The 17023-nt window shown below is 68.2% G+C and carries 19 protein-coding genes; 12 read left to right on the top strand and 7 right to left on the bottom strand.

The features are described from left to right. Window positions 1-28 precede the first annotated feature (28 nt). The 9 genes from hisH to HNP51_RS01415 all read left to right on the top strand — a co-directional run bounded on the left by hisH (window position 29) and on the right by HNP51_RS01415 (window position 8480). On the top strand, window positions 29-631 hold the full coding sequence (gene hisH, locus HNP51_RS01375; protein WP_184266183.1) for an imidazole glycerol phosphate synthase subunit HisH: 603 nt from the start codon (window positions 29-31) through the stop codon (window positions 629-631). Next, window positions 628-1386: a 1-(5-phosphoribosyl)-5-[(5-phosphoribosylamino)methylideneamino]imidazole-4-carboxamide isomerase gene (gene hisA / locus HNP51_RS01380; protein ID WP_184266186.1), complete on the top strand. Its 759-nt coding sequence runs from the start codon at window positions 628-630 to the stop codon at window positions 1384-1386. Before hisH ends, hisA begins: the two co-directional genes overlap by 4 nt. Further along, entirely contained in the window at window positions 1376-2143 is a 768-nt protein-coding gene (hisF, locus tag HNP51_RS01385; protein ID WP_184266189.1) for an imidazole glycerol phosphate synthase subunit HisF, read from the top strand. Before hisA ends, hisF begins: the two co-directional genes overlap by 11 nt. A 148-nt stretch (window positions 2144-2291) precedes the next feature. Continuing rightward, complete coding sequence (hisIE, locus tag HNP51_RS01390) at window positions 2292-2930, top strand: bifunctional phosphoribosyl-AMP cyclohydrolase/phosphoribosyl-ATP diphosphatase HisIE (RefSeq protein WP_184266193.1); 639 nt, start codon at window positions 2292-2294, stop codon at window positions 2928-2930. Window positions 2931-2977: 47 nt separating this feature from the next. Continuing rightward, window positions 2978-4438, top strand: a complete 1461-nt coding sequence (gene zwf, locus HNP51_RS01395) for a glucose-6-phosphate dehydrogenase (protein WP_184266195.1) — start codon at window positions 2978-2980, stop codon at window positions 4436-4438. A 144-nt stretch (window positions 4439-4582) separates the two neighbouring features. Further along, on the top strand, window positions 4583-5290 hold the full coding sequence (gene pgl, locus HNP51_RS01400) for a 6-phosphogluconolactonase (RefSeq protein ID WP_184266198.1): 708 nt from the start codon (window positions 4583-4585) through the stop codon (window positions 5288-5290). After that, the gene (gene edd / locus HNP51_RS01405) at window positions 5290-7179 is read left to right on the top strand and encodes a phosphogluconate dehydratase (protein ID WP_184266201.1); all 1890 of its coding nucleotides are present in this window, start codon (window positions 5290-5292) and stop codon (window positions 7177-7179) included. Before pgl ends, edd begins: the two co-directional genes overlap by 1 nt. Next, the gene (gene glk / locus HNP51_RS01410) at window positions 7179-8147 is read left to right on the top strand and encodes a glucokinase (RefSeq protein WP_184266204.1); all 969 of its coding nucleotides are present in this window, start codon (window positions 7179-7181) and stop codon (window positions 8145-8147) included. The genes edd and glk overlap by 1 nt, the downstream gene beginning before the upstream one ends. A gap of 75 nt (window positions 8148-8222) precedes the next feature. Further along, a complete protein-coding gene (locus tag HNP51_RS01415) occupies window positions 8223-8480 on the top strand; it encodes a hypothetical protein (RefSeq protein ID WP_114817306.1) in 258 nt (85 codons plus the stop codon). A gap of 65 nt (window positions 8481-8545) precedes the next feature. Here HNP51_RS01415 and HNP51_RS01420 read toward each other — a convergent pair whose 3' ends face one another. The 5 genes from HNP51_RS01420 to HNP51_RS01440 form a co-directional block, all read right to left on the bottom strand. Beyond that, window positions 8546-9349 (bottom strand): DUF1295 domain-containing protein, encoded by an 804-nt coding sequence (locus tag HNP51_RS01420; RefSeq protein WP_184266207.1) that lies wholly within the window; start codon window positions 9347-9349, stop codon window positions 8546-8548. 41 nt (window positions 9350-9390) lie between these two features. After that, window positions 9391-9774 carry a hypothetical protein gene (locus HNP51_RS01425; RefSeq protein WP_184266209.1) on the bottom strand — a complete coding sequence of 128 codons (384 nt, stop codon included), beginning with the start codon at window positions 9772-9774 and terminating at the stop codon, window positions 9391-9393. Then, window positions 9771-11066, bottom strand: coding sequence for a homogentisate 1,2-dioxygenase (gene hmgA / locus HNP51_RS01430; protein ID WP_184266213.1), 1296 nt, complete (start codon window positions 11064-11066; stop codon window positions 9771-9773). Before hmgA ends, HNP51_RS01425 begins: the two co-directional genes overlap by 4 nt. A gap of 87 nt (window positions 11067-11153) precedes the next feature. After that, window positions 11154-12272 (bottom strand): acyl-CoA dehydrogenase family protein, encoded by a 1119-nt coding sequence (locus tag HNP51_RS01435; protein WP_184266216.1) that lies wholly within the window; start codon window positions 12270-12272, stop codon window positions 11154-11156. Window positions 12273-12401: 129 nt separating this feature from the next. Further along, entirely contained in the window at window positions 12402-13586 is a 1185-nt protein-coding gene (locus tag HNP51_RS01440; RefSeq protein WP_184266219.1) for an acyl-CoA dehydrogenase family protein, read from the bottom strand. 131 nt (window positions 13587-13717) lie between these two features. Here HNP51_RS01440 and HNP51_RS01445 point away from each other — a divergent pair, with 131 nt between their 5' ends. Beyond that, a complete protein-coding gene (locus HNP51_RS01445; RefSeq protein ID WP_184266222.1) occupies window positions 13718-14248 on the top strand; it encodes a GNAT family acetyltransferase in 531 nt (176 codons plus the stop codon). Between the two features lie 18 nt (window positions 14249-14266). On the opposite strand, the gene HNP51_RS01450 is transcribed toward HNP51_RS01445, so the two are convergent. Then, window positions 14267-14524 (bottom strand): Lrp/AsnC ligand binding domain-containing protein, encoded by a 258-nt coding sequence (locus HNP51_RS01450; RefSeq protein ID WP_040347054.1) that lies wholly within the window; start codon window positions 14522-14524, stop codon window positions 14267-14269. Between the two features lie 48 nt (window positions 14525-14572). Between HNP51_RS01450 and HNP51_RS01455 the strand changes: the two genes are divergently transcribed. Together HNP51_RS01455 and HNP51_RS01460 are read left to right on the top strand one after the other, a co-directional pair. After that, entirely contained in the window at window positions 14573-15403 is an 831-nt protein-coding gene (locus HNP51_RS01455; protein ID WP_184266225.1) for an alpha/beta hydrolase, read from the top strand. 91 nt (window positions 15404-15494) lie between these two features. Continuing rightward, the gene (locus HNP51_RS01460; protein WP_184266228.1) at window positions 15495-16166 is read left to right on the top strand and encodes a bifunctional 4-hydroxy-2-oxoglutarate aldolase/2-dehydro-3-deoxy-phosphogluconate aldolase; all 672 of its coding nucleotides are present in this window, start codon (window positions 15495-15497) and stop codon (window positions 16164-16166) included. 212 nt (window positions 16167-16378) lie between these two features. On the opposite strand, the gene ppa is transcribed toward HNP51_RS01460, so the two are convergent. Next, entirely contained in the window at window positions 16379-16936 is a 558-nt protein-coding gene (gene ppa, locus HNP51_RS01465) for an inorganic diphosphatase (RefSeq protein WP_184266231.1), read from the bottom strand. Between the last annotated feature and the right edge of the window lie 87 nt (window positions 16937-17023).

The following is a 17023-nucleotide window of genomic DNA, read 5'->3' on the forward strand; positions in this document are numbered from 1 at the left end:
CGCGACAGGGGAGGATCGGAACCGGCTCATGACCGAAGTCACCCTGATCGGTTACGGCTCGGGCAATGTGGCCTCGGTGCGGTTCGCGCTGGAGCGGCTGGGGGCGCGGGTGCGGATCACCGCCGACCCTGCCGATCTGGAGGAGGCCGAGCGGGTCATCCTGCCTGGCGTCGGGGCGGCGGGCTACGCCATGCAGCGGCTGAATGCGCTGGGTCTGGTGGAGCCGCTAAGGCGGTTCAAGCGGCCCTTGCTGGGCGTCTGTCTGGGCCAGCAACTGCTGTTCGAGACCAGCGCCGAAGATGGCGGCGTCGACCTGCTGGGCCTGATCCCCGGCCGGGTCGAGGCCATTGCGCCCGCGCCGTCGCGGCCCTCGCCGCACATGGGCTGGAGCAGACTAAACATCCGCCGTCCCGATCCCCTTCTGGAGGGGATCAAAGACGGCGACTGGGCCTATTTCGTCCACGGTTTCGTCTGCACTGACGGCCCGGCGACCATCGCCGCCGCCGACTACGGCATCGCGGTCCCGGCCATGGTCAACAGCGCCAACCGCTGGGGCTGTCAGTTCCACCCGGAACGGTCGGCCAAGGCCGGTGCGCGTATCTTGAAGAACTTCCTGGAGTTGCCCGCGTGATCATCTATCCCGCCATTGACCTGATCGACGGCCATGCGGTTCGCCTGTTGCACGGCGATTTCAATCACGTGACCCGCTACGACGCCCATCCCGCCAACCGGATGGCGGCCTTCACCGCCGAGGGGGCCGAGTGGATCCACGTCATCGACCTGGACGGGGCCAAGGCGGGCGAGGCGCGCCAGTATGCGCTGATCGGCGACATGGCGCGGGCGGTGGACATCAAGGTCCAGTCCGGCGGCGGCGTGCGCTCGGAAAAGGATATCGAACACCTGCTGGGGGCCGGGATCAGCCGCGTCGTCATCGGCTCTCTGGCCGTCACCGACACGGATCAGGTGCTGAAATGGCTGGAGCAGTTCGGCCCCAAGGCCATCGCCCTGGCCCTGGACGTGAGAAACGAGAACGGCCTGCCCGTGCCCGCCCTGAAGGGCTGGACCCAGTCGTCGGGCGTGGATCTGTGGAGCGTGCTGGATCGCTATCCGGTCGGGATGCTGCGCCATATCCTGATCACGGACGTCGAGCGCGACGGCGCCCTGACGGGTCTGAACCGGGCGCTTCTGTCCGAGGCCATCGCGCGTCGCCCCGAGCTGGAGATCCAGGCCTCGGGCGGGATCGCCAGTCTGGAGGACCTGACCACCGCCAAGACCATCGGCTGCGCCGGGGCCATTACCGGCCGCGCTATCTATGCCGGTCGCTTCACCGTGGCTGAGGCCATCGAGGCCGTGAACATGGCCCCGGTTTCGGCCAATGACCGCTAGGCGCATCATCCCCTGCCTCGACGTCAAGGTCGGGCGGGTGGTCAAGGGCGTGCGGTTCGAGGGCCACGTGGACATGGGCGACGCCGCCGAACTGGCCGCGCGCTATCGCGATCAGGGCGCCGACGAACTGGTCTTTTACGACATCACGGCCAGCCCCGAGGGGCGGACGCTGGACTATGGCTGGGTGCAGGATATCGCCCGGCTGCTGGACATCCCCTTCTGCGTCGCCGGCGGCATCCGCACGGTGGAGCAGGCGGCGCGCTGTCTGGATCACGGGGCGGACAAGGTGTCGATCAACTCGCCCGCCCTGGAACGGCCTGAGCTGATCGGCGAGATGGCGCAGAGGCTGGGGCGACAATGCGTCGTCGTCGGCGTCGACAGCGCCTTTCAGGACGGCGAATGGCGCGTCCACAAATACACCGGCGATCCCAACGCCCGGCGCGGCGCCGGCAAGCTGACCATGGACTGGATCGTCGAGGCGCAAGGCCTGGGCGCCGGGGAGATCGTGCTGAACTGCATCGATCAGGACGGGGTGCGGCGCGGCTATGACCTTGAACAACTGGCCGAGGCGCGGCGGCGGCTGAGCATTCCGCTGGTGGCGTCCGGCGGGGCCGGGGCGGTCGAGCATTTCCGCGACGTGTTTCTTGACGCCGACGTGTCGGGGGCGCTGGCCGCCAGCGTGTTTCACTCGGGCGCGATCGCGATTCCCGATCTCAAGCGTTACCTGGACACGCAAGGCGTGGAGGTGAGGATATGACCCGCCTCCTCCCGCTCATCCCCGCGGAGGCGGGGACCCAGTGCTTTGGCGACAAACGCCGCATCCTGGGTTTCGCGAAGAAGGCCGCCGTCCGTCAGATGGCTCAAACCTGGGTCCCCGCCTCCGCGGGGATGAGCGGAGAAGACAAATGACCCCCTCCAACACGCTCAATGTCTCTTCCATCGACTTCGCCAAGAGCGGCGGCCTGATCCCCGCCGTGGTGCAGGACGCCGACACCCTGCAGGTGCTGACCCTAGCCTATATGGACGAGGCGGCGTTGCGTGAGACGCTGGACAGCGGCCAGGCCACCTTCTTCTCGCGATCGCGGGGCGGACGGTGGCGCAAGGGCGAGACCTCGGGCGATTTTCTCAACGTCGTGTCGGTGACGCCGGACTGCGACGGCGACGCCGTGGTGGTGAAGGTGCGCCCCGTCGGCAACGCCTGCCATCTGAACCGCGTCAGCTGCTTCGGCGAGGAGGACGCGCCAGGCGTGGGCCGCATCGCGCGACTGGAGCGCACCATCCACGTCCGCGCCCAGGCCGACCCCAACGACAGCTGGACCGCCCGCCTGATCGCCCAGGGGCCGAAACGCGCCGCGCAGAAGGTCGGCGAGGAGGGCGTCGAGACGGCGCTGGCGGGGGCTGCGGGCGATGAGACGGAACTCGCCAGCGAGTCGGCGGATTTGATCTATCACCTGCTGGTCCTGCTCCATGCGCGTAACATGGTGTTTCAGGACGTGCTGGACGTCTTGGCCCGCCGCGCGCAACCGGCCAAGGACGATAGCTAGACATTAAGACGCAACCCCGCAGGTCGGGGTCATGGAGGAAAGCGCGAATGGCGGCTCTCATTCTGTTCGGCGGAGGCGGCGACCTCGCCATGCGGATGCTGCTGCCGTCGCTCTATTTCCTCGACCACGACGGCCTGCTGCCGGACGACCTGAAGATCATCGGCGCGGCGCGATCGGCTGAAAGCGCTGAGGCCTATATCGCCAAGGTCCATGAGACGGTGAAGGCCAAGGCCGAGGCCGACGAGGCCTGGGACGAGGCCAGTTGGGCGCGGATGAAGGCGCGTCTCGACTACCTGGCCGTGGACGCCACCGATCCAGAGAGCCTGAAGGGGCTGAAGGCCAAGGCCGGCGACGGTGAGACGACCTCCTTCCTGGCGGTGTCGCCCTCTCTCTATGGCCGGATCGTCACGGCGATGAAGGCGGCGGGTCTGGCCGAGAAGAACTGCCGCATCGTGCTGGAGAAGCCGGTCGGGCGGGATCTGGAAAGCTTCCTCGAAATCGACGACGCCGTGGCCCAGGCTTTTGACGAACGTCAGGTGTTCCGCATCGATCACTACCTGGGCAAGGAGACGGTGCAGAACCTGATCGCCCTGCGCTTCGGCAACACCATCTTCGAGCCGCTGTGGAACAATCTGACCGTCGATCACGTCCAGATCACGGTGGGCGAAACGGTCGGGGTCGGCGACCGCTGGCCTTACTACGACGAGTACGGCGCCCTGCGGGACATGCTGCAGAACCACATGCTGCAGCTGCTGTGCCTGGTGGCGATGGAGCCGCCCTCGGACCTCGACCCGGACTCGGTGCGCAACGAGAAGGTCAAGGTGCTGCGGTCCCTTCGCCCCATCACGCCGGAGGAGGCCGAGCGCGTCACCGTGCGCGGCCAGTATGTGGCGGGCGCGGTCGAGGGCCAGCCGGCCAGGGCCTATCGTGACGAACGCGGCCAGCCGTCCGACACCGAAACCTTCGTGGCCATCCGCGCCGACATCGACAACTGGCGCTGGGCGGGCGTGCCCTTCTTCATGCGCACCGGCAAGCGTCTGCCCGAGAAGCGCACCGAGATCGTCATCCAGTTCAAGCCGGTGCCGCACTCCATCTTCGGCCACGGCGAGCGCGGGGACATCTACGACAACCGCCTGGTCATCGAACTGCAGCCCGACGAGGACATCTCGCTGTCGGTGATGAACAAGAAGCCGGGGCTGGATCAGCGGATGCAGTTGCAGCCGATCAAGATGAGCCTGTCCTGGGGGGTAAACGGCAAGGACGCCGCCCCGCCGCGCCGCCGCATCGCCTATGAACGCCTGCTGCTGGATGCGCTCAAGGGCGACAGCACCCTGTTCGTGCGCCGCGACGAGGCCGAGCAGGCGTGGAAGTGGGTGGACGAGGTGGCCGACGCCTGGTCGGGGGCCGGGTTCAAGCCGCTGGATTACGGGGCTGGGACCTGGGGGCCTGAGGCGGCGGACCTGCTGCTGTCGCGGACCGGACGGAAGTGGAACACGCGCGATGAGTGATCACCATCCGCTCATTCCCGCGGAGGCGGGGACCCAGCGCTTTGGCGACAGACGCCGCGTTCTGGGTGGCGCAGACAGGGCCGCCGTCCGTCAGATGGCTCAAACCTGGGTCCCCGCCTCCGCGGGGATGAGCGGGAGGGTTTGATGACCACGATTGAAGTTTTCCCCACCGCCGCCGCCTGGGCCGAGGCCTGCGCCGCGCGTCTGGGCGAAACCCTGGGCGCGGCTGTGCTCGAACAGGGGCGCGCGGTTTTCGCCGGCGCCGGCGGCTCGACCCCCTCGCCCATCTATGCCGATCTGGCGCGCATCGATCTGGACTGGTCCCGGGTCGTCGTCACCCTGGTGGACGAACGCTATGTGGCCGAGACTTCCCCGGACTCGAACGCCGCCCTGATGAAACGGACCCTGCTGACCGGCCCCGCGTCCGCCGCGCGTTTCCTGCCGTTGTATGCGCCGTCGGTCACCGTGGACCGCGCCGCCGCTGAGGCGTCGAAGGCGCTGAAGGGTGAAGGCGGGCGTCTGGACGCCGTCCTGCTGGGCATGGGCGAGGATGGGCATATCTGCTCGATGTTCCCCGAAAGCCCGACGCTGAAGACCCTGCTGACGCCCGATCTGAAGCCCGCCGTCTATGGCGTGCCGCCGGGCAGGGACGGTTTGGCGCCGCCGCAGGAACGTTTGTCGATCAACCTGCCCTATCTGGCGAAGGCGCGGCGCGTGGTGCTGGCCCTGACCGGCGCGAAAAAGCGCGCCGTGTTCGAGCGCGAAGCGGCGGGCGATCCCCGCGTCCAGCCCATCGCCGCCTTGATCGCTGCGAAGGTTCCCCTCGAAGTGCTTTGGACGGAGGCCGTCTGATGGCTCTCAACCCCGTAGTCGCGGAAGTCACCGCCCGCATCACTGAGCGCAGCCGCGCCACCCGCGCCGACTACATCCGCCGCATGGACGCCGCCCGCGACAGCGGGGCCGGTCGCGCCAAGCTGTCCTGCGCCAACTGGGCGCATGCGTTTGCCGGCCAAACCATCGCCGACAAGCTGAGGGCCATGGACGGCTCCAGGCCCAATGTCGGCGTGGTCACCGCCTACAACGACATGCTGTCGGCGCATCAGCCGTTCGAGCGCTTTCCCGCCGTGATCCGTCAAGCGGTGCGCGAAGTCGGCGCCACGGCCCAGGTGGCGGGCGGAACCCCGGCCATGTGCGACGGCGTCACCCAGGGTCGGCCCGGCATGGAGCTGTCGCTGTTCAGCCGCGACGCCATCGCCATGGCGACGGGCGTGGCCCTGACCCACGACGCCTTTGACGCCGCCATGATGCTGGGCGTCTGCGACAAGATCGTGCCGGGCCTGTTCATGGGCGCGCTGGCCTTTGGACATCTGCCGGTCGTGTTCGCGCCTGCGGGACCGATGCCGTCTGGCATCCCCAATGCCGAGAAGGCCCGCGTGCGGGCGCTGTACGCCCAGAACCAGGTGGATCGCGCCACCCTGCTGCAAAGCGAGATCGGCAGCTACCACTCGCCGGGCACCTGCACCTTCTACGGCACGGCCAACTCCAACCAGATGATGATGGAGATCGCGGGCCTGCACATGCCCTCGACCGCCTTCGTTCATCCCGAGACCGGACTGCGCGACGCCTTGACCGCCGCCGCCGCCAAGCGCGCGGTCGAACTGGCGCGGTCAGGCGAGGGCCGCATGGCCGACGTCATCAGCGAGAAGTCGATCGTCAACATGATCGTGGCCCTGCTGGCCACCGGCGGCTCGACCAACCACGCCATCCATCTGGTGGCCATGGCGCGGGCGGCGGGGGTGCTGATCGACTGGACCGACATGGACCAGCTGTCCTCGGTGACGCCGCTGCTGGCGCGGGTCTATCCCAACGGCTCGGCGGACGTGAACGCCTTCCAGGCGGCGGGCGGCGTGGCCTTCGTCACGCGCGAACTGGCCCAGGCGGGCCATATCCACTCGGACGTCACGACCGTCATGGGTCAGGGGATCGAGGCCTATTTCCAGGAACCGTCGCTGGTGGACGGCGAACTGGTCTGGCGCGACGGGGTCAGCGAGAGTCTGGACCGCGACATCCTGCGTCCCGCCGCCGATCCCTTCGACAAGGAGGGGGGGTTGCGCCTGGTGCAGGGCGATCTGGGTCGGGCGGTGATCAAGGTCTCGGCGGTCAAACCCGAGAACCGCATCGTCGAGGCCCCTGCCGCCGTGTTCGAGACCCAGGAAGACGCCTTGGCCGCCTTCAAAGCCGGGCAGCTGGATCGCGACGTGGTGGTGGTGCTGCGCTTCCAGGGCCCGCGCGCCAACGGCATGCCGGAACTGCACAGCCTGTCGCCGGCCTTGGGCGTGCTGCAGGACAAGGGCTTCAAGGTCGCCTTCGTCACCGACGGCCGCATGTCGGGCGCCAGCGGCAAGACCCCCGCCGCCATCCACGTCAGCCCCGAGGCCCTGGCGGGCGGCCCGCTGGCCCACGTTCAGGACGGCGACATCATCCGCCTGGACGCCGAGGCCGGGGTGCTGACCACGGTCGGGGTGGCGGATCTGACGGCGCGACCGCTGGCCGTGCGCTCGACCGCCAACGCCGAGGGTTCCTCCTGGGGCTATGGCCGCGAACTGTTCGGGGCCTTCCGTCATGTCGTGACCACGGCCGAACAGGGGGCCACCGTCTGCTTCGCCGTGCCCGCCGGAGCCGGCGGCCATACGGACACGCCTCCCAATCCCAATGTCGTTGATCGCACGGTAGACGCCTGATGACTGATCAGATTCTTCTCGTCGGCGATGTCGGCGGCACCAACGCCCGTTTCGCCCTGACCCGCATGGTCGACGGCCGTCCGGTGCTGGAACATCACGAGAGCTTCCCCGCCGAGACCTATCCGACCTTCCTCGGCGGAGTGAAGGCCTTCATCGACGGCTGCGCGGTCAAGCCGACCGGCGGCGTCATCGCCGTGGCCGGCCCTGTGACGGACGGCGAAATCGACCTGACCAACTCGCCGTGGCGGGTGTCGGAAGGCGAGCTTCAGACCCTGGGGCTGAACCCGGTCAAGCTGATCAACGACTTCGAGGCCCTGGCCTGGGGCGCGCCCATCGTGCCGGAGGCCGAGCTGGCCTCGCTGGGCGGGCCGTTGGACGGAGATCCGCACGCCACGGTGGCGGTGCTCGGCCCCGGCACCGGCTTCGGCGTCTCGGCCCTGGTGCGCGACGCCCATGGGCGCGAGATGGCCATGCCCTCCGAGGGCGGCCACGCCTGCTTCCCGCCCGGCGACGCGGTGGAGGACGAAATCCTGCGCATCCTGCGTCGCCGCTATGACCGCGTCTCGATCGAGCGCCTGATCTGCGGCCCCGGCCTTCTGAACATGCACCGCGCCCTGGCCGAGATCGACGGGCGCGAGACCCATATCGACGACCCGGCCGAGATCACGGAGACCGCGCTGAACGACCCGAACACGCCCTGCGGCGCGACCTTGGCGCGCTTCTGCGCCATCCTGGGCGCCGTGGCCGGGGATATCGCCCTGACGACGGGTGCGCGCGGCGGAGTCTATATCGCCGGGGGCATCGCCCCGCGCATCCTGCCCTTCCTCAAGGCCAGTCCGTTTCGCGAACGGTTCGAGCGCAAGGGCCGGTTCAAGGAATACATGCAGGCCATCCCGACCAAGGTGATCCTGCACAAGCACGCGGCCCTGCTGGGGGCCGCGCGGGTGGCCTTCGTCGAGGCCGGATGACACAAAAACTCACGGCGGCGTGAACCGAACGTGATGCAGGCGCGTTCTTCAGGCTCAATCCTTTGGAGGAACACCATGCGTAAACTCGTTCTCGCCGCCGCTTCCATCGTCGCCGTCGCCGGTCTGGCCGCCTGCGGTGAAAGCGCCGCCGACAAGGCCGCCGAGCAAAAGGCTGACGCTCTGGAGGCCCAGGCCGCCGCGACCCCGAACGAAGCCCAGGAACAGGCCCTGAACGCCGAAGCCGACCGCATCGAGCAACAGGCCGGCAACGCCGACGGCGGCATGACCACCTCGAACACGCCGAACACCTCACCGAGCACGCCCGCCAACTAAGGCGGTCCGATCCGAACCGACAAGGCCCCCGCCGCGAAAGCAGCGGGGGCTTTTTCATGGAAGTTTCAGACGCGCTTCGGCGGCCAGGGGATGAAGGCGCTGGTGCGTTTCACATAGTCGGCGTAGCCGGGCCGCGACTTGTGAATGGCCTTCTCGGTCAGGCCGATGCCGGACCAGCGCGTCAGGGTGAAGGTCAGGAACAGCGGCCCCGCGATCGACCACAGCCCCGGCCCCGTCTCGGCCGCGATCAGATACAGACCCCACCAGACGCAGGCGTCCCCGAAATAGTTGGGATGGCGGGTATAGCGCCACAGGCCGGTGTCCAGCACCTGACCCTTGCGCGCCGGATCATTGCGGAAGGTCGTCAGTTGGGCGTCGCCCACCGTCTCGAACACGATGCCGATCAGCGCCAGCCCGACGCCGATCCAGCCGACCACGCCCACAGCAGGCTGGGCCGCGACCTGGCCCAGTTGCACCGGCAGAGCGGTCAGCCAGGCCAGGACGCCCTGGGGGAGGAAGACCATCAGCAGGGCCGTGCGCGAGAAACCCCAGCCTTTTTTACGCTCCTGCGCCTGGAGGATGGCGACATAGCGCCCGTCCGCCCCATGCGCCCGCCAACGCCGCAGCAGATGCCAGGCCAGCCGCAGCGCCCAGATCCCGCACAGGCCCACCAGAAGGGCCGACCGCGTGGGGTCGCCTTCCGCACGCGGCCAGGTCGCCAGAGCCAGCATCAACATGCCCAGGGGCCAGACCCCGTCGATGAAGCTGACATCCCCCAGCCGCACGGCCACCCGCCACAGCGCCGTCATGACCGCCAGGATCAGGACCAGATTGAGCAACAGGAGCAGGGCGATCTCGGACAGGGTCATGGCTCAGATACGTCCTTCAGCGCCGTGCGGATGACAGGGGCTCAGTCGATGCAGAGGGTCGCCTCGGCCTTGCCGTCCTTGACCGTGGTGCGGCAGCCGAAACGGTTGCTGTCGGCCTGACAGACGCCGGTCGCGGCGGTTCCGGCGGCGATGCCGCTATTGCCCGCGATCTCGCAGTCGCCCTCGCATTGCGAGGCGTCGGTGCAGCGCTTGCCCGCGTCGGCGTATTTGACCACGCACTGCCAGGACTGCATCCGCCCGACCTGCCGCATCTCGCCGCCGCGCGCGGTGCAGGCGCTGGACGAAACGGTCATCTTCGGCGGTTCGGGGGCCTCGACGGCGGGGACGACCGGCTCGGGCGCGGGCGTCGGCGAGCAGGCGGCCAGTCCCAGACCGGCGGCAAAGAGAAGGGCTTTCAGCCTCATCCGACCTGTCCTTTTTCGAACCCGGTCCAGCAGTCGTCGTAGTCGAGCTGCATCAGGGGCGTCGTCTCGGCCCAGGCCGTGGTGCGGATCGGCATCCGCGTCTCGAACATGAAGGCGAGGGTGTTCTCGATCTTGTGCGGTTTCAGCTCGGCGTTTGTGGCGCCGTTCCAGCTGGCCTGATCGGGGCCGTGGCCGCTCATGCGGTTGTGCAGGGACGCGCCGCCGGGGGCGAAGCCGCCCGCCTTGGCGTCGTACTCGCCGAAGATCAGCCCCATGAACTCGCTCATGACGTTCCTGTGGAACCAGGGCGGGCGGAAGGTGTCCTCGGCCACCATCCAGCGCGGCGGGAAGATGACGAAGTCGCAGTTGGCCGTGCCGGGCGTGTCCGACGGCGAGGTCAGGACGGTGAAGATCGACGGATCCGGGTGGTCATAGCTGACCGTGCCGATGGTGTTGAACCGCGCCGTGTCATAGCGATAGGGGGCGTAGTTGCCGTGCCAGCCGACGACGTCCAGCGGGCTGTGGCCAAAGGTCGTGGCCCACAGCAGGCCGCCGTATTTCTGCACGCACTCCGTCGGGCGATCGACGTCCTCGAACCAGGCGACCGGGGTCTCGAAGTCGCGCGGATTGGCCAGTCCGTTTGAGCCGATGGGGCCGAGGTCCGGCAGGCGGAAGGGCGAACCGAAGTTCTCGCAAACATAGCCCCGCACTTCTGCGTCCACCTCGACGCGGAAGCGCACGCCGCGAGGGATGACCACCACATGGCCGGGCGCCGCCTCGATCACGCCCATCTCGGTGACGAAGCGGTGGCTTCCTTGCTGCGGCACGATCAGAAGTTCGCCGTCGGCGGAGTAGAAGACCCGATCCGTCATCGAGCGGTTGGCGACATAGAGGTGGATGCCCACGCCCGTCCCGGAATCCGCGTCGCCATTGCCGCCATAGGTGGTCAGGCCTTCAACCCAGTCGGTCGGCTGATCCGGCATGGTCAGGGGGTCCCAGCGCATGCGGTTGGGGTTGGGCGGGGTCTCGGTGAAGGGGCCTGAGCGCACGCGGCCCTGCGCGAACGGCTGATACGGTCCGTGCTGGGCCGAGGGCCGCAGACGATAGAGCCAGCTGCGCAGGTTATGGTCGCGCGGCGCGGTGAAGGCCGCGCCCGACAGCTGCTCGGCGTAAAGGCCCAGGGCCGGGCGCTGCGGCGAGTTGCGGCCGACCGGCAGGGCGCCCTCGACGGCCTCGGTGGCGAAGTGGTTGGCGAAGCCGGTCTGATAGGCGGGCGCGTTGGATCGCGTCATGTGGTTTCTCCCTTGCGGGAGGTTTAGCCGGGCCAAGCCGATGCGTCACCCCGGCCCGGCTCAGCCTTGTCCTGGATCAAACGAGCGTCAGAAGCCCTGCGCCCGCGCCAGACGTTCAGCGTGGAAGCCCGCGTCGCCCAGCAGTTCGTTCAGGACGCGGACGCGCTTCATGAACAGGCCGACGTCGAACTCGTCGGTCATGCCGACGCCGCCGTGCATCTGCACCGCCTCCTGCACCGCCAGTTCGGCGACGCGGCCGGCCTTGGCCTTGGCGACGCCGGCGGCTTGCTCGGCGTCGGGACGGCCCGCGTCGATGGCTTGCAGGGCGGCCAAGGTCGCGGCCCTGGCCAGTTCCAGCTCGGTGAACAGGTGGGCGGCGCGGTGCTGCAGGGCCTGGAACTCACCGATCAGCTTGCCGAACTGCTTGCGGGTGCGCAGGTATTCCAGCGTGATCTTGAAGGCCTGATCCCCCGCCCCGACCAGAGAGGCGGCGGCGCAGGCCCGGCCCAGCGTCAGCGCGGCGTCCAGCGGCCCCTGCCCCTCGCCCACTGCGCCGATCACGGCGTCGGCGTCCACCGCCACTTCGGTCAGGGTGACGCGCGCGGCGTTGTGGGCGTCGACCATGATGGTGCGCTCGACCGCGACGCCGGGGGTCTGCGGGTCGATCAGGAAGAGGGTCAGGCCTTCATCCGTCTGCGCCGCCACGATCAGGGCGTCGGCGACGTGGCCGTCCAGCACGAAGCCCTTGGCGCCGTTCAGCTTGAAGCCGTTGCCGGCGCGTTCGGCCCGCGTGGCGATCTTTGCGGGCGCGTGCTTGGGACCTTCATCCACGGCGAGGCTGAGGATGGCCTCGCCCGCCGAAATCTTGCCCAGCCAGGCCTTCTGCGTCTCCGAGCCCGCCGCCTTCAGCACCGTCGCCGCCAGAACGGACGAACCCACGAAGGGCGAGGGCGTCAGGGTGCGGCCCAGGCTCTCGGCGATGACGCCCGCCTCGACCGCGCCGAGGCCGGAGCCGCCGTCTTCTTCGGGGATGATGACGCCCGCAAAGCCCATCTCGCCGAAGGCTCGCCACAGGTCGCGCGAGACGCCGTCGGGGTCGCGGCTGTCGCGCAGTTTGCGCAGATGGGCGATGGGGGCATGTTCGCTCAGGAAGCCGTCGGCGGCGTCCTGAAGCATGGTCTGTTCTTCGGTCAGGATCAGGGGCATCAATCCTACTTTCTCTTCGTCATGCTCGGACTTGATCCGAGCATCGGGCGTTGGGGCGAGCGGGCGGCGTCCAGGCCGGCGCCACCCTCGATCCTCGGGTCAAGCCCGAGGATGACGGCGGGCATGGGCTCACGCCCCCGGCAGTTGCAGCAGGTGTTTGGCGATGATGTTCAGCTGGATTTCGCTGGTGCCGCCTTCGATGGAGTTGGCCTTGGTGCGCAGCCAGTCGCGGGCGGCGGCGCCGTCCTTCGAGCGTTCGCCCTCCCATTCCAGTGCGTCCGAACCGCCTGCCGCCATGGCCAGTTCGTGGCGGCGCTTGTTCAGTTCAGAGCCGTAGTATTTGAGCATTGAGGCGATGGCCGGGTGCGCCTGTTTGGCCTTCACCTGATCCCCCACCCGCTCCATCGCCAGACGGAAGGCGGCGGCGTCGATGTCGTAGTCGGCGATGCGGGCGCGCAAGGACGGCTCGTCCAGCCGGCCAGCCTCGTCCACGCCCAGGGCGTCGACCGCGACCTGGCTGAGCGGGCGTCCGACGCCGATGTCGCCCATGGCGCCGATCATGGTCCGCTCGTGCGCCAGCAGGGCTTTGGCCACGTCCCAGCCGCGGTTCAGGGTTCCAATCAGGTTTTCCTTCTCGACCCGCACGTCGTCGAAGAAGGTCTCGCAGAAGGGCGACTTGCCGCTGATCAGCGTGATGGGGCGGGTGCTGACGCCCGGCGTCGCCATGTCGAACAGGACGAAGCTGATGCCCAGATGCTTGGGCGCCTCGGGGTCGGTGCGGACCAGACAGAAGATCCAGTCGGCCTGATCGGCGTAGGAGGTCCAGACCTTCTGGCCGTTGACGATCCAGTGGTCGCCGCGATCCTCGGCGCGGGTCTGGATCGAGGCCAGGTCGGAGCCGGAGCCGGGCTCGGAATAGCCCTGACACCAGCGGATCTCGCCGCGCACGATGGGGGGCAGGAAGCGCTGCTTCTGCTCCTCGGTTCCAAAGGCCAGCAGCGCCGGCCCCAGCATCCAGATGCCGAAGCTGGCCAGCGGCATCTGGGCCTGGATGCGGCGCATCTCCGACGCCAGCACCTTGGCCTCTTCGCGGGACAGGCCGCCGCCGCCATAGGCGCTGGGCCATTCCGGCGCGGTCCAGCCGCGCGCGGCCATGCGCTCCAACCACAGCTTGTGCGCCGGGGTCTTGAACACGGCCTTGCGGCCGCCCCAGACATAGTCCTCGTCGCCGTCACGCGGTCCGCGCACCTCGGGCGGGCAGTTGGCCTCCAGCCAGGCGCGCGTTTCGGCGCGGAATGTGTCCAGGTCGGTCATCTGCGTGCCCTTGCTGCGTTTCCCGGAAGCGAGGCTAACAGCAATCCGTTGCGATTGGCTACGGTCTCCAGCCAAGGTTCTGAACCGCCGCGCCTGTGGCGCGTTTTGGGCCCGCACAGAGGGGCCTTGGCATGATCATTCTCAATCGTCTGGTGTTCGGCGCGGCCAGTCTGCTGCTGCTTCTGCTGGCCCTGGGGCTGGTCTGGCTGGGGCTAGGCGACGCGTGGGAGGCCATTCGCAGCCCCGATCGGTCCGGGGCCGACGCCATCCTGGATGTGCTGGGCTATGTCATCGTCGCCATCGCCGTCTTCGACGTGGCCAAATACCTGTTCGAAGACGAGGTAAGGCGCGGCAGCGAGCGGCGCAGCGCGGCGGAGGCCCGGCGCAGCCTGACCAAGTTCCTGTCGACCATCATCATCGCCGTCTTCCTTGAGGCCCTGGTGGTGGTGTTCAAGACGGCACGCGAGGACGTGGCCCTGCTGGTCTATCCGACGGCCCTGCTGATCGCCGCCGTTCTGGTTCTGGTCGGCCTGGGCGCCTACCAACGCTTCTCGGCCACCGTTGAGGAGAAGGTCGGCGATGACGATGCGGCGGAGGAACGGCTCGACGAGCAGCAGGCGAAGACACCGACCCGCCGCACCCCCGCCCGCAAGAAGGCCTAGCCGCGCCGCCCTCGGAGGCTACTTCTTCGAGGGCAGGAAGGGCGAGAAGGTGATGACGGTGAAGGTGTCGCGGATGTGCGGGCGCGTCTGCACCTGCTTGGTCACGAAGGTGCCGATGTCGGCGTCTTTCGGCAGCTGGAACTTGGCCAGCAGGTCGTGCTGACCCGAGGTCGAGTAAACTTCCGACACGTTTTCAACGTTGTCGACCAGGTCGGCGGCGACATCGTTGGCGTAGCCCAACTCGCATTTGATGAAGACGAAAATGGCGGTCATCATGGTCGGAACCTCCCGTTCAAGCGGAGGTGCATAGCGGATGGAAACGGCATGGGTAAGGCTCCGGCGACACTGACGGCCCCTCCAGTCGACTACGAGGCGGCGTACAACAATCGGGAACGGGTGCCGGGACACCCGGAAATCCTGAAACGATGGCGAGAAGATTCGGCCCGCGTCATCGACGCGCGGCGTCCTGAAACCGTCGAATACGGCCCCGGCGAGCGTCAGAAGATGGAATGGTTCGACGCCGGATCCGGCGCGCCGACCGCCATCTTCATGCACGGCGGCTATTGGCAGGCGCTGGACCGGGCCTGGTTCGCCTGGGTGGCGCCGGCCCTGCTGGAGCACGGGATCAGCGTGGTCATTCCCGGCTATGACCTGGCCCCGGCGGTCAAGGTCGGCGCCATCATCGGCGAGATGCGCCGCGCCACGGAGCTGGTGCGCGACCGCACCGGCAAGCGGCCCCTGGTCTTTGGTCATTCCGTCGGCGGGCATATGGCGGCGGCCATGCTGTCCGAAGGGCGGGCGCGGGCGGCGCTGGCGATTTCCGGCGTGTTCGACATCGAGCCGCTGATCCACACCTCGCTGAACCAGGCTCTGGGGCTGGACGCGGTCACGGCGCGGGCGCTGTCGCCTATCCACTGGCCAGCGCCGAACGGCGGAGCGCCGGGCGGTCGGGCGCTGGACTGCTGGGTCGGCGGGGCGGAGAGCAACGAGTTCATCCGCCAGAGCCGCAGCATGGCCGCCGAGTGGGGCGGCAAGGGCGCCGACACCCATGTCGAGGTGCTGGACGGGCTGGATCACTTCACCATCCTGGACCCGCTGGCCGACAAGGACAGCCGCATGGTCAAGCGGCTGGTGACGCTGGCGACCGCCGAATAAGGCGTCGCTTACCAGGATTGATCCCGGTGTCACTTGACGAGGGCGCCGGGAACCGCCGATCTGCGGGCCTGATAGGCCTGAAGGAGACCCCATGCGACACGATCGTCTCAGCGTGCTGACCGCCCTCGAAACCCAGGGCGTCGTCCCGGTCTTCTATCATGCCGACCCGGAGGTCTGCGCCGAGGTGATCCGCGCCTGCGCCCGCGGCGGGGCCAAGGCGGTCGAGTTCACCAACCGCGGCGACTTCGCCTGGGAGACCTTCACCGCCCTGTCGAAACAGTTCGCCCAGACCGATCCCGACATCATCATGGGTGTCGGCTCGATCCTGGATGCGCCGACGGCGGCCCTCTACCTCGCCTCGGGCGCGCGCTTCGTCATCAGCCCCTGCCTGGTGCCCGAGGTGGCCCAGGTCTGCAACCGCCGTCAGGTGGCCTATTCGCCCGGCTGCGGCTCGGTGCGCGACATCTCGGAAGCTCAGAGCCTGGGTTGCGAGATCGTCAAGCTCTTCCCCGGCGCCTCCGTCGGCGGGCCGGACTTCGTCAAGGCGGTGCTGGGGCCGATGCCCTGGACCAAGATCATGCCGACCGGCGGGGTGGACCCGGACGAGGCCTCCATCGCCAAATGGTTCGGCTCGGGCATCGTGGCGGCGGGCATGGGGTCCAAGCTGATCACCGATGCGGCGATCCAGGCCAGAGACTGGGCGGGGATCGAGGCCAAGGTGCGCCAGACGGTCGAAGCGATTGCGGCGTTCCGGGCGAAGTAACGCCTCTTCTTTCCTCCCCATTCCATGGGGAGGGGGACCGCGTAGCGGTGGAGGGGGGCGGCACAGAGGGCTGACGTTGAGACGCCCCCTCCGTCACGTCGCCTTCGGCGCCGCGCCACCTCCCCATCGCTGCGCGACAGGGAGGAAAGGTAAAGAAAAAGGCCCCGCCGGTTGAGCCAGCGGGGCCTCTCCTATTCATACGCTTCGTCGCCTCAGGCGGCTTCGGCGGCGGCCTTGGCCAGTTTGGCTTGGTGGGCGGCCATGCCGGCGGCGATCAGTTCGGCGGCTTCGCCGGCGTCGCCCCAACCGTGGACCGTGACCGACTTGCCCTTCTCCAGATCCTTGTAGCGGGTGAAGAAGTGCTCGATCTGCTCGATCAGGATGGCGGGCAGCTGACGGTAGCTGGAGACCTCGGTGTAGTAGGGGTTCAGCTTGTCGACCGGCACGGCCAGGATCTTTTCATCGCCGCCGGCTTCGTCGACCATCTTCAGCACGCCGATGGGACGCGAGCGGATGACGCAGCCCGGCACCACCGGGGTCGGGTTCAGCACGATGACGTCGCAGGGATCGCCGTCGTCCGACAGGGTGTGCGGGATGAAGCCGTAGTTGCCCGGATAGTACATGGCGGTGTGCAGGAAGCGGTCCACGAACAGGGCGCCCGAGGCCTTGTCCATCTCGTATTTGACCGGCAGGCCGCCCTGCGGGATTTCGATGATCACGTTGACGTCCCAGGGGGCGTTCGGGCCGACCGGAATGGCTTCGATGTTCATGGTACGCTCTTGTTGCAGGTGCGAACGGGGAGTTTGGGCGGCGTGATAAGCTTTGCATCGCCGAACAGCAAGCTTCAGAGGATGCAT

The sequence above is a fragment of the Brevundimonas bullata genome (genome assembly GCF_014207965.1).
Taxonomy (GTDB): domain Bacteria; phylum Pseudomonadota; class Alphaproteobacteria; order Caulobacterales; family Caulobacteraceae; genus Brevundimonas; species Brevundimonas bullata_A.

Bases quoted from the DNA above. Each gene is read 5' to 3' on its own strand.
- hisH (WP_184266183.1), top strand. From the start codon at position 29: ATGACCGAAGTCACCCTGATCGGTTACGGCTCGGGCAATGTGGCCTCG.
- hisF (WP_184266189.1), top strand. From the start codon at position 1,376: ATGACCGCTAGGCGCATCATCCCCTGCCTCGACGTCAAGGTCGGGCGG.
- hisIE (WP_184266193.1), top strand. From the start codon at position 2,292: ATGACCCCCTCCAACACGCTCAATGTCTCTTCCATCGACTTCGCCAAG.
- zwf (WP_184266195.1), top strand. From the start codon at position 2,978: ATGGCGGCTCTCATTCTGTTCGGCGGAGGCGGCGACCTCGCCATGCGG.
- pgl (WP_184266198.1), top strand. From the start codon at position 4,583: ATGACCACGATTGAAGTTTTCCCCACCGCCGCCGCCTGGGCCGAGGCC.
- edd (WP_184266201.1), top strand. From the start codon at position 5,290: ATGGCTCTCAACCCCGTAGTCGCGGAAGTCACCGCCCGCATCACTGAG.
- glk (WP_184266204.1), top strand. From the start codon at position 7,179: ATGACTGATCAGATTCTTCTCGTCGGCGATGTCGGCGGCACCAACGCC.
- HNP51_RS01415 (WP_114817306.1), top strand. From the start codon at position 8,223: ATGCGTAAACTCGTTCTCGCCGCCGCTTCCATCGTCGCCGTCGCCGGT.
- HNP51_RS01420 (WP_184266207.1), bottom strand. From the start codon at position 9,349: ATGACCCTGTCCGAGATCGCCCTGCTCCTGTTGCTCAATCTGGTCCTG.
- HNP51_RS01425 (WP_184266209.1), bottom strand. From the start codon at position 9,774: ATGAGGCTGAAAGCCCTTCTCTTTGCCGCCGGTCTGGGACTGGCCGCC.
- hmgA (WP_184266213.1), bottom strand. From the start codon at position 11,066: ATGACGCGATCCAACGCGCCCGCCTATCAGACCGGCTTCGCCAACCAC.
- HNP51_RS01435 (WP_184266216.1), bottom strand. From the start codon at position 12,272: ATGCCCCTGATCCTGACCGAAGAACAGACCATGCTTCAGGACGCCGCC.
- HNP51_RS01440 (WP_184266219.1), bottom strand. From the start codon at position 13,586: ATGACCGACCTGGACACATTCCGCGCCGAAACGCGCGCCTGGCTGGAG.
- HNP51_RS01445 (WP_184266222.1), top strand. From the start codon at position 13,718: ATGATCATTCTCAATCGTCTGGTGTTCGGCGCGGCCAGTCTGCTGCTG.
- HNP51_RS01450 (WP_040347054.1), bottom strand. From the start codon at position 14,524: ATGATGACCGCCATTTTCGTCTTCATCAAATGCGAGTTGGGCTACGCC.
- HNP51_RS01455 (WP_184266225.1), top strand. From the start codon at position 14,573: ATGGGTAAGGCTCCGGCGACACTGACGGCCCCTCCAGTCGACTACGAG.
- HNP51_RS01460 (WP_184266228.1), top strand. From the start codon at position 15,495: ATGCGACACGATCGTCTCAGCGTGCTGACCGCCCTCGAAACCCAGGGC.
- ppa (WP_184266231.1), bottom strand. From the start codon at position 16,936: ATGAACATCGAAGCCATTCCGGTCGGCCCGAACGCCCCCTGGGACGTC.